This window comes from Neobacillus sp. B4I6 (genome assembly GCF_050434045.1).
Taxonomy (GTDB): domain Bacteria; phylum Bacillota; class Bacilli; order Bacillales; family Cytobacillaceae; genus Neobacillus.
In genome coordinates this window covers 5861259-5875980 of sequence record NZ_JBNPWB010000002.1, presented here as the reverse complement: position 1 = coordinate 5875980, position 14722 = coordinate 5861259, and the positions used below count along the sequence as shown (strand labels likewise).

The 14722-nt window shown below is 36.6% G+C and carries 12 protein-coding genes and 1 pseudogene; 1 reads left to right on the top strand and 12 read right to left on the bottom strand.

Annotation, left to right across the window (positions count from 1 at the left end):
* Positions 1 to 36: 36 nt before the first annotated feature.
* The 8 genes and pseudogenes from pfkA to corA form a co-directional block, all read right to left on the bottom strand.
* Positions 37 to 993, bottom strand: coding sequence for a 6-phosphofructokinase (pfkA, locus tag QF028_RS31145; protein WP_429471498.1), 957 nt, complete (start codon positions 991 to 993; stop codon positions 37 to 39).
* Between the two features lie 121 nt (positions 994 to 1114).
* Positions 1115 to 2442 (bottom strand): annotated as a pseudogene (locus tag QF028_RS31140) (MFS transporter).
* A gap of 314 nt (positions 2443 to 2756) precedes the next feature.
* On the bottom strand, positions 2757 to 3785 hold the full coding sequence (locus QF028_RS31135; protein WP_429471496.1) for a zinc-dependent alcohol dehydrogenase: 1029 nt from the start codon (positions 3783 to 3785) through the stop codon (positions 2757 to 2759).
* Positions 3786 to 4024: 239 nt separating this feature from the next.
* On the bottom strand, positions 4025 to 4690 hold the full coding sequence (locus tag QF028_RS31130; protein WP_429471494.1) for a FadR/GntR family transcriptional regulator: 666 nt from the start codon (positions 4688 to 4690) through the stop codon (positions 4025 to 4027).
* Between the two features lie 270 nt (positions 4691 to 4960).
* On the bottom strand, positions 4961 to 5719 hold the full coding sequence (locus QF028_RS31125) for an SDR family NAD(P)-dependent oxidoreductase (protein ID WP_429471492.1): 759 nt from the start codon (positions 5717 to 5719) through the stop codon (positions 4961 to 4963).
* A gap of 34 nt (positions 5720 to 5753) precedes the next feature.
* Positions 5754 to 6701, bottom strand: coding sequence for a transketolase family protein (locus QF028_RS31120; RefSeq protein WP_429471490.1), 948 nt, complete (start codon positions 6699 to 6701; stop codon positions 5754 to 5756).
* Positions 6701 to 7576 (bottom strand): transketolase, encoded by an 876-nt coding sequence (locus QF028_RS31115; protein ID WP_429471488.1) that lies wholly within the window; start codon positions 7574 to 7576, stop codon positions 6701 to 6703. Before QF028_RS31115 ends, QF028_RS31120 begins: the two co-directional genes overlap by 1 nt.
* 486 nt (positions 7577 to 8062) lie before the next feature.
* Positions 8063 to 9010, bottom strand: coding sequence for a magnesium/cobalt transporter CorA (gene corA / locus QF028_RS31110; RefSeq protein ID WP_429471486.1), 948 nt, complete (start codon positions 9008 to 9010; stop codon positions 8063 to 8065).
* 238 nt (positions 9011 to 9248) lie between these two features.
* Here corA and QF028_RS31105 point away from each other — a divergent pair, with 238 nt between their 5' ends.
* The gene (locus QF028_RS31105; protein WP_429471484.1) at positions 9249 to 9617 is read left to right on the top strand and encodes a hypothetical protein; all 369 of its coding nucleotides are present in this window, start codon (positions 9249 to 9251) and stop codon (positions 9615 to 9617) included.
* A 106-nt stretch (positions 9618 to 9723) separates the two neighbouring features.
* On the opposite strand, the gene QF028_RS31100 is transcribed toward QF028_RS31105, so the two are convergent.
* The 4 genes from QF028_RS31100 to pssA form a co-directional block, all read right to left on the bottom strand.
* Positions 9724 to 9960 carry a hypothetical protein gene (locus QF028_RS31100; RefSeq protein WP_429471483.1) on the bottom strand — a complete coding sequence of 79 codons (237 nt, stop codon included), beginning with the start codon at positions 9958 to 9960 and terminating at the stop codon, positions 9724 to 9726.
* 579 nt (positions 9961 to 10539) lie between these two features.
* Positions 10540 to 11208: a hypothetical protein gene (locus tag QF028_RS31095; RefSeq protein WP_429471481.1), complete on the bottom strand. Its 669-nt coding sequence runs from the start codon at positions 11206 to 11208 to the stop codon at positions 10540 to 10542.
* A 1351-nt stretch (positions 11209 to 12559) separates the two neighbouring features.
* Positions 12560 to 13852, bottom strand: a complete 1293-nt coding sequence (locus tag QF028_RS31090) for a DedA family protein (RefSeq protein ID WP_429471479.1) — start codon at positions 13850 to 13852, stop codon at positions 12560 to 12562.
* A gap of 207 nt (positions 13853 to 14059) precedes the next feature.
* The gene (gene pssA / locus QF028_RS31085) at positions 14060 to 14551 is read right to left on the bottom strand and encodes a CDP-diacylglycerol--serine O-phosphatidyltransferase (RefSeq protein WP_429471477.1); all 492 of its coding nucleotides are present in this window, start codon (positions 14549 to 14551) and stop codon (positions 14060 to 14062) included.
* Positions 14552 to 14722: the final 171 nt, after the last annotated feature.

Genomic DNA, 14722 nt, shown 5'->3' with positions numbered 1-14722 from the left:
TAACCATTAAAATAATCCTGATCTAATGGCTATTTCCTAGTGCAACAGCGTTTCTAGTAATCTATATTTATCCTGCTTATCAGCCCGTTCGGCATGGACATATTCAAGTTCTCTATGGATGATTTTATTTTCTTTCATTCCTACAGTATGACCTGAGTGACCATTCACCAACAGTTCTACGGCCGTAACTCCCATTTTGGTTGCTAATACCCGATCAAATGCTGATGGGTTTCCGCCTCTTTGTATGAAACCCAATACAGTAGTTCTTACACTAATGTTTAACTTCTCTTCAATATAGCGTTGTAATTCCTGTAAATCATACATTCTTTCTGTTATGATGACGAGGTTATCCTTTTTCCCACTACTAATTCTTGAACTTAGTTTTGAACACATGGTATCAAAATCAAGTTTTCTTTCTGGAGTGGAGATGATTTCTCCACCGCCTGCTAAAGCTGAATATAAGGCTAAATCACCACAATATCTTCCCATCACTTCGACAATGGTTGTTTTATCATGGGAAAAATCTGTATCTTTAATTTTACCAATACACTCCAATACGGTATTTAAAGTAGTATCAAATCCGATGGAATAATCTGTATACGCCATATCATTATCAATCGTTCCAGGTATACCGATCACGTTAATACCTAGTTCATGTAATTTTTCGGCTCCTTTTAAAGATCCTTCCCCACCTATTACAACCAAAGAATTTATATCAAAGTTTTTTAACACCTTAAGAGCCTTTTTCCTTCCTGCTTCTTCCATGAATTCTGAGGATCTCGACGTTTTTAATATCGTTCCGCCTCTATCAGCAATATTTTCTACATCTGATGAAGTTAATCGATGAATTTCACCATCAATTAAACCTTGATATCCACACTGTATACCCATTACATCGATATGATAATAATTTGCTGCTTTTACGACTGCTCTAATAGCGGCATTCATTCCTGGGGCATCTCCACCACTTGTTAAGACCCCTAGTTTATTCATTATCAATACACCTCTTACACAATAAGAATTTTAATAGGTTAGAAGGAAATTCCAGCAGCCAGATAAACATAACCGCCGGAATTTATTTAAGGTAGAATCATGGAATGATCAAATTTTTGTTTTAACTAGATTTTTTTAGACTTAGGTCATTCTTATTTAGAGCCCTTCCTGACTGTTTCACCAAGAAAACAACAATACAGGAGCTAATGATCATGCTGACACCTAAGAAAATCATCGCTGATTAAAGGATCCTGTTGTATCCTTAATATATCCCACAATATATGGTCCAAAGAATCCACCAAGATTTCCTACACTGTTGATGAGTGCAATTGCCCCTGCGGCAGCGGCCTCCGTTAAGAAAGATGGCGGAATGGACCAGAATGGAGAGTAGGCACCAAATGCTCCACATAAGGCGATTGTTAGGAAAACAAAGGATAATACAATACTGGTATTTGCAACTAAGCTGCTAATAACCATTGCAACGGCACTTGTTGTTAAACATGCCGCAACATGCCAACGTCTCTCGTTCTTCTTGTCGGAATGGTTACCAACTAGAATCATCGTCACCATGGCACAAACATACATTAGCCCTAAAACCCAACCCATAGATTGGGTACTTAGTGATGTTGTCTCCGTTAATCCTTGAGAAATGGTTGGTAAAAACATGACAATTCCGTAATAACCAATCATCCAGCAAAAATACCCTACCGATAAGATGAGAACGTCACGATCCTTTAAAGCTTGCCAGAAAGTGTAGTGTTTTACTTTCTGTTTTTCAAGTTTCTCTTTTGTTGTAACATCAATTAACCATTTTTTCTCGTCGTTGTTCAACCATTTTACATCTTCAATTTTATCATCAAGATAGTAGAAACATACCACACCTAAGATGACTGCTGGAATCGCTTCCATAATAAACAGCCATTGCCAGCCAGCCAGACCTAACCAGTCGGCTCCTAGTAAGAAAGTAGAGAGTGGAGCACCTAAGGCATTCGCACCTGGTATCGCCACCATAAACCCTGCAATCGCTTTGGCATGATGTTTTGTTTGATAAAAACCACTTAAATAAAAAACCATACATGGATAAAAACTAGCTTCAGCAACCCCTAAAAGAAACCGTGCTGTATAAAATTGCATCGGAGTTTGTACGAAGGCCATTAAAACGGCAATTATAGCCCATGTCACCATGATTCTACTAATCCATTTTCTAGCTCCAATTTTCGTCATAATGGCGCTGCCTGGTACCTCTAAAAGGAAATAACCAAGGAAAAAGATCCCTGCTCCAAATCCAAAAACCGCATTAGAAAAACCTAAATCTTCGTTCATTTGCAGCGCAGCGAATCCAATATTTACCCTATCAAGTATCGATATTGTAAAACATAGAAATAGAAATGGGATTAATCTTAACGTAACTTTTTTAGTAGTTGAACGCTCTAATTGTAGTAGATCCAAAATAATTCCCCCTTATGTGTTCATGCCTTCCTTTTTACAAGCTTTCATTTAGAGTTTGATGGTCTATCAAATTCCTTTTGACAATGAAGCTACGAATCTCCCAGAAAAGATTTAAAAATTTCGAGAATTAAAAATATCGCAACCCCTTACATAAAACGCTTTCAAAAAATACTTTTTATTCCACTCGGTTTAGCGGAACAAAAGATGGGGTATGTCCGATCGATTCCTCAAATATTTTCCCATAATAACTTTTATCTTACTATACGATAAAGTAAAGACCAAGTAGTATGTAAAGCAATACAGTATAGGATAGATTAGAATTTCAGCAATACTTTTACCACATTTTCTAATTTTTCATCAACCATTTTCATGGCATTCTTGATATCTTCAATGGGCACAACCTTTGAAATGAGCAGAGAGGTATCAAACATATTGGCTGCTATGGCCTCCGCTGCAATCTCGAAATCATCTCTCACATACATATTGGAACCGATTAATTGGATTTCCTTATTTTGAATGTAGGAAATATCAATTTCTGGTTTCTTTCCAAAAAGAGCAACTTCAGAAACCTTTCCGCCCCTTCTAACCATTTTGAAAGAATCATTTAGCACGGATTGGATTCCAACCGCAATAAATACTGTATCTACACCCTCACCATTGGTCTCGTCCAGAATTCTTTGAACTGCATCCTCATGAATCGTATGGATGGGAGAAGTGGCCCCTAATTTTTTGGCAATATCTAAATTAAAATCCACAGCATCTGTTATAAAGATCTTGGTTGCGCCTGAGTTTTTTACTGCTAGCAATAGTCCCAACCCAATTGGACCTGCTCCTAGGATCGCCACTTTATCGCCCAGACCTACTCTAGCCTTTCTAACAGCATGGACACCAACAGCAAGCGGCTCAATCAGGGCTCCCTGTTCAAAGGATACATTATCAGGCAACTTTACGATTGTGTTTTCCGGAACAACAATAAATTCACCAAAGGAACCGATCCATTCCTGTGTACCTAAAACCTTCTTTTCTTTACAAATATGATAATTTCCGGCTTGACAGTGTCTGCAAACTCCACAGCCATAATGGGGCTCAACAGTAACGCGATCCCCCACCGAGACACTTTTTACTTCTGAACCTATTTCGATTACCACACCAGCAACCTCATGTCCTGAGATGACAGGTGGAATTCGAAAAGGATGGGTTCCGTGGTAAGCATGAATTTCCGAACCGCATATTCCAGTTACTTTGACTTGGATCTTGACTTCATTCGCTAGCTTGATATCTGGGATGCCAACCTCTTGTAATTCTACTGAGAATGGTTTATCAATGACTGCTGCTCTCATCATCTTCCCCCTTTTTTAACCGATGAAATTTTTTACACTCCCCCTGCTTCATTCTTGTCATCTTGGTTACTTGTCTACTAAGGTACCTTATATTAGTAATATACTTTTAGTTGAATTGTTTGTCAATAAGATTATTGAAATGAATCTAATGAAAAATAAAAATCCCCCACCATTTTTTAGGTAGGGGATTTAAAGTGTAAGTTTCAATTTACATTCTGTTTATGGGCACGGAACTTTCCCGTTTAATCTTTCCAATATCGATCATATAAGTTTTGCATATGTTTCGTCATAATTTCAACTGCTTCTATTTCGTTGTGATCCTCAATTGCTTTAATAAGTAATTGATGCTCTTTAAAATTAACGTCTCGATAGTCTGGTCGAGTTACGGTTCGGTCTCGAATAAATTTCCACATTTCTTGTTGTTTCATAGCATTACTAATAGCCGCCATAATGTTAATAAATAAATCATTATGAGAGGCCTTTGCAATACTATTATGTAATTTCTCATCTGTTTCTGGTACATATACACCCGCCTTGGTTTCTTCCTCCATCTTTTTGATGGTCGAACGAAGCTCCTCTATGTCATCATCAGTAGCCCTTTCGGCTGCATATCTAACAATCAGAGGCTCGATATTCATCCTTGCTTCAACAATGTCCTCTGGAGTGATGGATTCAAAAAAGATGGCGGATTGAGAATTTTCAGCTACAGTATGATTACTTTTAACAAAAGCACCTTCGCCTTGACGGGAATAAATAACCCCATTCAATTCCAATGCACTAAGGGCCTGTCTAATAGGTGCACGGCTTACACCAAACTGTTCACATAGCTCTCTTTCAGCTGGCAGCTTATCACCTATTTTAAATGAACCTGATTGGATTTCTGAAAGAATTTGATTATAAATTTGCATGTATAATTTTTTGCTAGATACTGGATTAAAATTAATAATAACCACTTCTCTCTATATATTGTTCATTATATTTTAGGTAATTAGATATAAATAATTATATATATATATATTTGAAAGGGCAACCACACTTCATCCTGATATCGGAATCAAGCATTGGTTTAAAGGAAACATTTTTAACAAAATCTGATTATTATTGAAATTTCCTTATTCCTATATAATGCTAATACAGGCATACCAGTTTGGAATGCCTGTAAAGGATAACTATGTAGACTAATCCATGTGCGAACCACCGTTTATATCTACTTCTTCACCAGTAATATAGGATGCTTCTTCTGAAACTAAGAATGCGATGGTTGCTGCAATTTCCTTCGTTTCACCAGGTCTTCCCATAGGGATTCCTGCTACAATTTCCTTTGCCTGATCTTCAGGAAGCGATTTCCATATGTCCGTATTAACAAGTCCTGGTGCTACACAGTTTACTGTAATACCATCCAGTGCAACCTCGCGAGCAAGGTTCTTGGAGAATCCTAATACAGCAGCCTTTGAGGCTGAATAGTGCGGGCCTCCAAATACTCCTCCTCCTCGTTTGGCTGAAACAGAAGAAAGGCTCACGATTCTGCCATACTTTTGTTTTTTCATCGTTTCAAGTACCGATTGGGTGCATAAAAATAATCCAAACATGTTAACATTAAAGACTCTTGTTATGTCCTCAAGTGTCATCTCTTGAACAGTGACTTTTTGTGAAATCCCTGCATTATTGACAAGAATATCAATCCTGCCATAGGTTTGGAGAACCTTTTCAACCATGGCATCATTAGATTCTTTGCTGGTAACATTTAACTCGATCCCTAAAGCTGTTCCACCAGCTTCTGTAATCGCATGAACCGTATCTTGAATTCCGTCCATATTTATATCAGCAACAACAACGGATGCTCCCTGTTTGGCAAGGGTTAAAGCGATCGTACGTCCTATCCCCTTTTTGGATCCGCTGCCAGTAACGATTGCTACTCTATTATTTAATTCAAACATTGTTTACTCCCTCTTCCTGATTTATTATTCCTTACTAAAGCATTTCCTTTGCTGTTCTTACAATATCTTCTATCGTAATTCCGTTAAGCTCTAACAATTTTTCATAGGGTGCAGATTGTCCGAACTGATCTTGAACCCCAATTCTTCTCACAATACCCTTTCCTTCTTCCGCAACTACTTCACACACGGCACTTCCCAGACCATTTAAAATATTATGATCTTCAACCGTAATGATCTTGCCAATCGTTAGACATTCCACGACCGCTTCTCGATCGAGAGGTTTAATCGTATGCATGTCTAATAGCTTAACGGAAATCCCCTCTTTTTCTAATTCCTTTGCTGCTTCTAATGCGAGATAGACGGTATCACCATTCGCAATAATCGCAATATCCTGACCATCCTTGATTTTCTTTGCTTTCCCAATGGTAAACTCTTCATTTTCATCATATAAAATTGGAACGGTATCTCTAGTAAAACGAAGGTAGACCGGACCATATATTTCTGCCGCTTGCTCTACTAATTTTCTAGTAGAATAATAGTCAGCACCCATAATGACTGTCATATTTGGAATCGTTCTTAGCACTCCCATGTCCTCTATACTTTGATGACTTGCACCATCATTAGCTGGCGTAAGTCCCCCATGAGAACAAGCAATTTTTACATTTAAGTTGGGGTAACAAATTTCTTGTCGAATCTGCTCAGCCATTCTTAATGAACCAAATACTGCGTAAGTGCTTACAAAAGGAATTTTGCCAGTTGTCGCTAATCCTGCAGCTAATCCAGCACCATTTTGCTCAGCAATCCCAACATTAACATGCTGATTAGGTAATTGCTTTGCGAATTCTGTCGTCTTACATGACTTGCCAATATCAATATCAACAACATAAATATTTTTATTCTTTTTTCCTAATTTTACAATTTCATCACCGAAGGCTTCTCTGGTAGCTTTTTTCTGGAAAACATCCTTTTCGATAACACTCATTATTTTAACCCCCCAGCAATTTCTTCTATTGCATGAAGATACTCAGCATCATTTGGAGCAACACCATGCCAACCACAAACATCTTCCATAAAGGATACGCCCTTACCTTTTATCGTGTCGCATACGATGCATTTCGGTTTTCCATTTTTTGCTTCTCTTATATCATCTAATGTGTGAACGATCTCTTCCATTGAATGTCCATCAATTCTTCTTGTTTCAAAACCAAAGGCTTGAAACTTTTTTTCTAAATCTTGATTAGGCATAATTTCATCCGTTGTACCATCAATTTGCAATCCATTATCATCAACAAATACAACTAAATTATCTAATTGATACTTAACCGCACTTTGTGCCGCTTCCCATATTTGTCCTTCTTGACACTCTCCATCTCCTACAATAGCGAAAACTCTATAATCCTTTGAATCTCTTTTTCCTCCTAGAGCCATTCCAACTGCACAAGAAAGTCCCTGTCCTAGAGACCCAGTAGAAATATCAATGCCAGGGCACTTTTTCATATCGGGATGACCTTGAAATGGAGAGCCATACTGTCTTAACGTGTAAATGGTTTCGTACGGAACATACCCTCGTAAAGCTAATGCTGAATATTGAATAGGACAAACATGCCCTTTTGATAAAACAAACCGGTCACGGTCTTCCCATTGGGGATTAGCCGGATCAATGTTCATTTCCCTAAAATAAAGTGCCGCTACTACATCAGCTGCTGATAGGGAACCACCTGGATGCCCAGATTTTGCTTCATGAATCATCGTAATAGCCGTTTTTCTAAGCTCAATCGCTTTTTGCTTTAATTCTTCAACACTACAATCTTTCATACCAGCCACCTCATTAAATTTTGACTTACTTTTTTTAGACATTAACTAAACGCATCACAGTATTTCTAAGTTGTCCACTTGTCTACTAAGGTACCTTATGATTTTAGTATACCTCTATTTAACCAATTGTCAATACACATTTTTATAATAACTACATGGCGTATTTTAAAGAAACTCAACATCCTCACAAAAAAACAACCACATGGTAGAATTATCAAGAAACTGAGTGCTTCGATAAATTATATTCATAAAGGAATGAGTTGAAGGAAAAGTTGTCGTTAAATTAGTAGGTGAAATGGAAGAAGGGAAAGAGAATTTGCTTATAAAAAAACTCATACATTATGTCGAAAATATAAAATGGAATTTTAGAACAATTGGAGTTTGAATAATAGAAATAATAGGTACTAGCTGCGAATGTTTATAACCGAGAATGAGAAAACATATCCATTAGATTAGGTAATGAAATAAAACCCCCGGGATGTGAGTCTGGCGAGACGTTTCCCAAGGGCGCTGCAAGTTGGATGATAGTTATTTTTTAAATAACCAGCCTTTTTTGTAAAACCAAAAAATCATTACAATTACAATGATCGCCATAACTCCTAGAGTGATAAAATAGCCGTATTGCCAATGTAACTCTGGCATATGATCAAAATTCATTCCGTACACGCCTACAATAAATGTAAGTGGCATAAAAATGGTTGTTATAACGGTAAGTGTCATCATAATGGAGTTCATGCGATTGGATTGAATGGACATGTAATTCTCCCTCATATCAGAAGTAACGTCTTGATTAGACGCAACCATATCCGTTAACTTCATCAAGTGATCATAAATATCGGAAAAATAATGATGAATTTGCTTTGTTTCCTGAATCCGCTTCGAGTTTATCATCCGATATAACAAATCTCTCATCGGAATGATCGATTTTCGCAACCGAATCAGTTCTCTGCGAATCTCATAAACCTCTTCAATGATTTTTTTGCTGCTGGCTTCCTTCTCTTCATATTCATTTAGTTTATCCTCAATTTGATGCAAAATTGGAAAATAGCAATCCACTAATTCATCAATAATGCTATGTAGAACAAATAACGGTCCAACCTTTTCCATTTCCTTACTTGCAAATAATTTTTGCTTAACCATATCTATCGCCTCATCCTTCTCCTTATGAAAGGACACGACATAGTTTTCTCCTACAAAAACATCTATCTCCTCGCACCTTATTGTTTTACTTAATGAATGTAAAACAAAGAAAAGAACTCCATCATAATAATTCATATTGGGGCGCTGGATAAAATGCAGACAATCCTCAATCGCCAAGGGATGAAAGTGGAAAAATTCACTTAACAACTTCGTTTCCACAATAGTTGGTTCCTCAAAATCCACCCAATAAAATTTAAACCGATCTGACCTTAGATCCTCCAACTTTACTTCTTTTATCAACTGATTATCTTGTGTAATAGCATAGGTAAAAATCATTCATAAACCTCACTTTATTGATTTCAGCCTTTCAAATTTACCAACACTATCTAAACTAATGACCATCCTGTAAATTGTCCATAACAAGGCCTCTTGCAACAACCTTATCATGAAACATTTCTCATTTGTTTATAATTGAGCCGATTTTTCACCTCTAAACTCAATTAAGATAGATATAAGGAACATTTTTCTACTATATATAATTGGAAATGAATATAGGTTTTTGGAAAGCGAGATATTGAAATGGCTGGAGTCCTATCAACCTTCGCAGGAATGGTTAGAGAGTGACTTTATTGATAAAAAAGGACGGACCCTAGAAGAATATGTAACTGAAGCTATCGTCCTCACAACGTTGCGGATCACAAAAGAGAAATTGGTGGGATTCTGTAAAAACGGGATGCCTTTTGAGAGAGTCGGAGAAAAGGATTTTTTTCATATTCAGGATATCCTCGACCATTATCGGAAGGGGTCTGTTGTCATACCCAAAGGAACACCGCCTGCTAGAAGTTCAAAGAAAAAATTTTTACTGCCGTTGTGTCTAAATATACCTAAAGAGGTACCCTTTATTATCGTTGATGGTTCTTACAATTTTAAGCTCATACCTTAAGCAGAGCATATAAAACAGCTGCGTTTGACCATTTAGAGCTAGAAAAATAGTTCCTATAAACTTAAATTAAAAACATAATAATGACATACAAAAAAACTTGGCATGATTAACCAAGTTTTTTTCGGGACTTGTAAATGTAAATTTTTTCTGCCAAAAAGCTAATAATCAACCCGATAACAAGCGGAGTCAACGAACCAGCTGAAATAAAGAAACCATTTGCGTTATCTGTATATTCGTGATGGAACATTAACCATGGAATAGTAAACATATGTCCAACTAGGTAAAGCAGTCCTACCGTAAATACAAATGAACCAAAAGTAACTATAAAGCTCTTTAATTTCATCCGACCACTTCCTAATTAGCTGTTATTGTAAATATTATACATTTTTCAGTCGTAACTATCAATATAACAAACTGGTGGTCAGACCCGCTAAACCTCCCGAGTTGGGGTTTTTTTGGTTGTAATTAAGACTCTTTGTAAGGCTGAAATAGATCTTTTTATCAAGAAATTTTGATTTGTGTATTTTTAGGAGGGTTTTGTGCATTTTTAAACACCTTTTGTGCCATTTTCAGAGGATTTTGTACGAAAATTTATGTGTTTTGTACAATTAGACAATATATGTAAATAATCAACCTGATATTGAACTTAATTTTTCAGAAAATTGATATGACACAGCAAAAAGCTTCTAGTCCACACTAGAAGCTTTTCTACTTTACCGCTTTAACTGAGCGGAGGCAGATCCCCACCTATCAATTAGATGTAATCACAGTTTCCTTCTTGTCTATTGATGTAATAATTACCTTATACGAATCATTCTTTATGATTGCCTTGGTTTCCTTACTCGTTGGAATACTTGAATGGTGTTATTGATAACTTTGGTTTTCGTTAAAGATTAGCCGTATACCCTTTCTAGAGAAACAGCTACATCCCCATTCCTGGAAAACCGCCCATCCCCATTCCTGGTTGACCACCCATTCCCATTCCTGGTGAACCGCTCATTCCCATTCCTGGAAAACCGCCAATCCCCATTCCTGGTTGACCGCCCATTCCCATTCCTGGTGAACCGCTCATTCCCATTCCTGGAAAACCGCCCATCCCCATGCCTGGTTGACCGCCCATTCCCATGCCTGGTGAACCGCTCATCCCCATTCCTGGTTGACCGCCCATTCCCATTCCTGGAAAACCGCCCATCCCCATGCCTGGTTGACCGCTCATTCCCATTCCTGGAAAACCGCCCATCCCCATGCCTGGATGACCGCTCATTCCCATTCCTGGAAAACCGCCCATTCCCATTCCTGGGGAACCGCTCATTCCCATTCCTGGAAAACCGCCCATCCCCATTCCTGGATGACCGCCCATTCCCATTCCTGGGGAACCGCTCATCCCCATTCCTGGAAAACCGCCCATTCCCATTCCTGGGGAACCGCTCATTCCCATTCCTGGAAAACCGCCCATCCCCATTCCTGGATGACCGCCCATTCCCATTCCTGGGGAACCGCTCATCCCCATTCCTGGAAAACCGCCCATTCCTGGGGAACCACTCATTCCCATTCCGGGGAATGACATCATACCTTGTGAACCTAATGCCATGCTTTCACCTACTTTCTTTTGCATACTATGCTAAAAGAAAATAAGGGAGCTTATTTTACCTATAAATTAGGCGAAATACCCACCAATTCTTATGTAAAAAACTAATGGGATGCCTGCCAATGAAGCTGCTGAGCTCTGGATATGACAAAGTGCCCCCCCCCCCTCTTATTCACATAAGGTCGTGTACACCAACCCAAGGATCACATTTATAGACTAGAATAAATTTACCCATCAGCATCCATAAATTCACTACCTAAAATCCACTTTCCATCTTTTAAAAATTATAGTATAATATCATTTTGGAAAAACAGATAAACATCAGGAATTTAGTGAATTTTTATAATGGCATAAAGGAGTAAAATAGATGTCAAAAAATTACTGGCTCACCACAGAGGAAATTCTGGAAAAGAAAAAGCGCAAAAAGAACCTTACTTATAGTTTTATAGCCATAGGAACTATTATACTAAGCGCATTTGTAACAATCCTAGCAAACGGTATCTAACGAGCTAGTAGCAGAGCCTATTCCCATAAATAGGTTTGAATTTAACTTTTTTAATAAAATCTAAACGGTTTATTCATAGTTTGTTCATGATTAAGTAGTAAGATAAATACATGAAGAGGACAACATTTAACTTTTTCTTTTTCATGACCCCCTTATAATATATTTTTTGTAGATCCGGCATCTTGCCGGATATTTTTTTATAAAAAGCTTTAACCAGATTTGATGCCTCATCTAAGTTATTTTCAATTTTTAAAATATTTTTATTTTAATTTTAATGTTATTACAATATAACTTGTTCGCAGTGAATCGAAATAAGCTAAATTCAGTATTTGTTTATTTTCAAGCGGTTACAAATTGCTATTGGAGAACACTTGATATACCAATATTATTTACCTTTTTTCAAATATTTTTACTATTTCATTCCCTGTTCACATGAAAAATCCACTATGTTACTATCAGAATGGGATTGGAATCGTATTATCATTAGAAGATGAAGAATAAGGAATCAAGTCATCATGCCTTCCAAACCATTGTTGGAAAAAAATATTATTTTACGAGGTGTATGATGGAAGCAATCGAATCTGCTCAAAATGAAAACATGGAACTTTTACAGGAAATAGTTACTCTTAAAACGAAACTAAGCGAAATATATAATCAAATAGGTCCAAGCAGTTCCGAATATATTACACTTTCAATCAGACTTAATTTACTTATGAATAAATACTTTGAGGAAAAAACCGTAACTCTAATGAATTAGGACTGGCATGTAACAGACAAAAACCCTCTTACCTACTTTTGTAGATATGGGGGTTTTTGTTTGTTTGAAATTTTCTCTTAACCATGATGACTTTAAATGTATTCATTTTTATTTTTTTCCAATACAAGTCGTATCATTTCAAAAAACAAGAAGTTAAAAAATATCCAGACACCACCATAAACATAACCCCCAACAAAATCACTCGGGAGTTTTTCAGTGGATGCAATATTTGCTATGGTTAACCCCATTAATAAAACTAAAGTAAATAAAGGGCCTAATACTGGCGGTATATTCGTTTTTGGATGGCGAACAAGTAAAAATATGCATGTCCCATAAACAATGATTGTTAAAGTGGAACTTATATCAGGAAAATTATCGGAATGAAATTTTCCTACAAACCCTATTGTTTGTAGATGGGAAAAAATCTGCAGGATGGATTCATGAAACAGCCTAGCTCCTAAAATTGAAACGATGAGAAGAAGATACTCTAGGATCCTGTTCTTTCCTTTTCTCCAAATACGGATGATGGTTATGCCGATCATTGCACCAATAGCATACGGAGATTGAAATACTAGAAACCCTTTCATCCAACTCATATATATAACAGACTTAACCATATATTCAGCTATTTCGTTAAACTGAGTAAACTCATTAAATAAATAGTCTTGAGCCATTCCTAGCATCAAGGTCACCATACCAATTAAAACTAAAGTGAGAAAAGTAAGAAAGATCTCTGTTTTTCTTATGGTTTTTAGTCGATTAATTAACCAAGTTAACAAACTAATAAATAATGACTTAATTTGATTTTTATTAAACCGATAGACTAAATACCCTGCTAGTAATACTGCTATAACAATAATAAAAATCACAAAATATTTACTTGCTGCATGATGGAAAACCTCCCAGCGAGGTCCCAATACTTTTCCTAATGTAATAAAACAGAATCCCCATAAAAATGAACCTATATATGCAGGAATAATAAATTTTCGAAAAGGCATTCTAGAAATCCCCGAAATATAACCAGTGAAATGCCTAATCCCTGGAATGAAATAAGCAAAGACCAGCAATTTACTACCTGAACGTTCAAACCAAACGGATGTTTTTTTATATCTTTCAGGTCCTAGATGGATATATTTTCCGTATTTTTCGATAAGTTTATATCCCCCTGCCTTTCCAATCCAATAGGTTACAGTAATTCCTGCACCGCCTGAAACAAAGACTGTCATGAGAGCCAAAAGGTAATTCATTTTTCCCTGAAATACAAAATACCCGGCGTAGCTCATTAGAAATTCGCCTGAAATAGGCAGGGCCATAAGTTCTAAAAAGATTCCTAAAAATAGAATCAGATAACTGTGCTGTTCAAATAAAGTGATTAAGTATGACATATAAATGCCTCCGTTATTTAAAAAACACTAAAATAAATAATCCATCAACTCTAGTTCTAAATACAATGTAGCACGATAAATGATTTCATTTTCCATCTTAATGAATTATTAATCTTGTATTAAGAGAACAAAAAGGATAATGGATAAAATAAAAAAGCTATTGCCTTTATGAAAAGGTTACTAGCTTTTTTACATCGGATAATAAAATTAAAGTTTTTTAACCCTAATTGGACTCACCATTAAGAGAGCAAGGATTAAAGTGATCCATGCATTGCTATATAAAAATAATCCCATACCAGCCAATGGCAATCCCGCAGCTGGAATAGGTAATCCTTTAAAATACCCAATGGTTGGTTTAACACTAAATTTAGCTAATCTTAATGCCCCCATTGTTGGGAAAAGGATAAATGCCAATGAAGTTAAAATGGATGGCGCTGCTATCGAATGAAATAGAAGTGCAGGAGCAACTCCGAAGCTAACAATATCAGCTAAAGAATCTAATTCTACGCCATATTCACTATTCACTTTTAATTTTCTCGCTATTCTTCCGTCAAGAAGATCTAAAACAGCTGATAAGAAAATAAAAATGGAGGCTAGTTCAAAAAAGCCACTCATATTAGAGGTAATTGAAAGAACACCGCACAATAAATTTCCAATCGTAAATAAATTAGGTATAGCCTTTACCATATGATTTAACAAGGTAGCCCTCCTAACAAAGACAAATCTTCCCCATTTAAGTAGCATTTTCTATATATCCTTCCGTTATTCGAAAAAAACAAGCAAATAAAAACAAAGTGAAGAACAAATTTTCATTTTCCATTTTAATGAAAAATTAATCTTTTATTAAGGGAGCGTACAAGTTTGTTTTGT

What these genes read in the sequence shown, in the direction of transcription:
- pfkA (WP_429471498.1), bottom strand. Translation starts at nt 993, where the DNA reads ATGAATAAACTAGGGGTCTTAACAAGTGGTGGAGATGCCCCAGGAATG.
- QF028_RS31135 (WP_429471496.1), bottom strand. Translation starts at nt 3,785, where the DNA reads ATGATGAGAGCAGCAGTCATTGATAAACCATTCTCAGTAGAATTACAA.
- QF028_RS31130 (WP_429471494.1), bottom strand. Translation starts at nt 4,690, where the DNA reads ATGCAAATTTATAATCAAATTCTTTCAGAAATCCAATCAGGTTCATTT.
- QF028_RS31125 (WP_429471492.1), bottom strand. Translation starts at nt 5,719, where the DNA reads ATGTTTGAATTAAATAATAGAGTAGCAATCGTTACTGGCAGCGGATCC.
- QF028_RS31120 (WP_429471490.1), bottom strand. Translation starts at nt 6,701, where the DNA reads ATGAGTGTTATCGAAAAGGATGTTTTCCAGAAAAAAGCTACCAGAGAA.
- QF028_RS31115 (WP_429471488.1), bottom strand. Translation starts at nt 7,576, where the DNA reads ATGTCTAAAAAAAGTAAGTCAAAATTTAATGAGGTGGCTGGTATGAAA.
- corA (WP_429471486.1), bottom strand. Translation starts at nt 9,010, where the DNA reads ATGATTTTTACCTATGCTATTACACAAGATAATCAGTTGATAAAAGAA.
- QF028_RS31100 (WP_429471483.1), bottom strand. Translation starts at nt 9,960, where the DNA reads ATGAAATTAAAGAGCTTTATAGTTACTTTTGGTTCATTTGTATTTACG.
- QF028_RS31095 (WP_429471481.1), bottom strand. Translation starts at nt 11,208, where the DNA reads ATGGCATTAGGTTCACAAGGTATGATGTCATTCCCCGGAATGGGAATG.
- QF028_RS31090 (WP_429471479.1), bottom strand. Translation starts at nt 13,852, where the DNA reads ATGTCATACTTAATCACTTTATTTGAACAGCACAGTTATCTGATTCTA.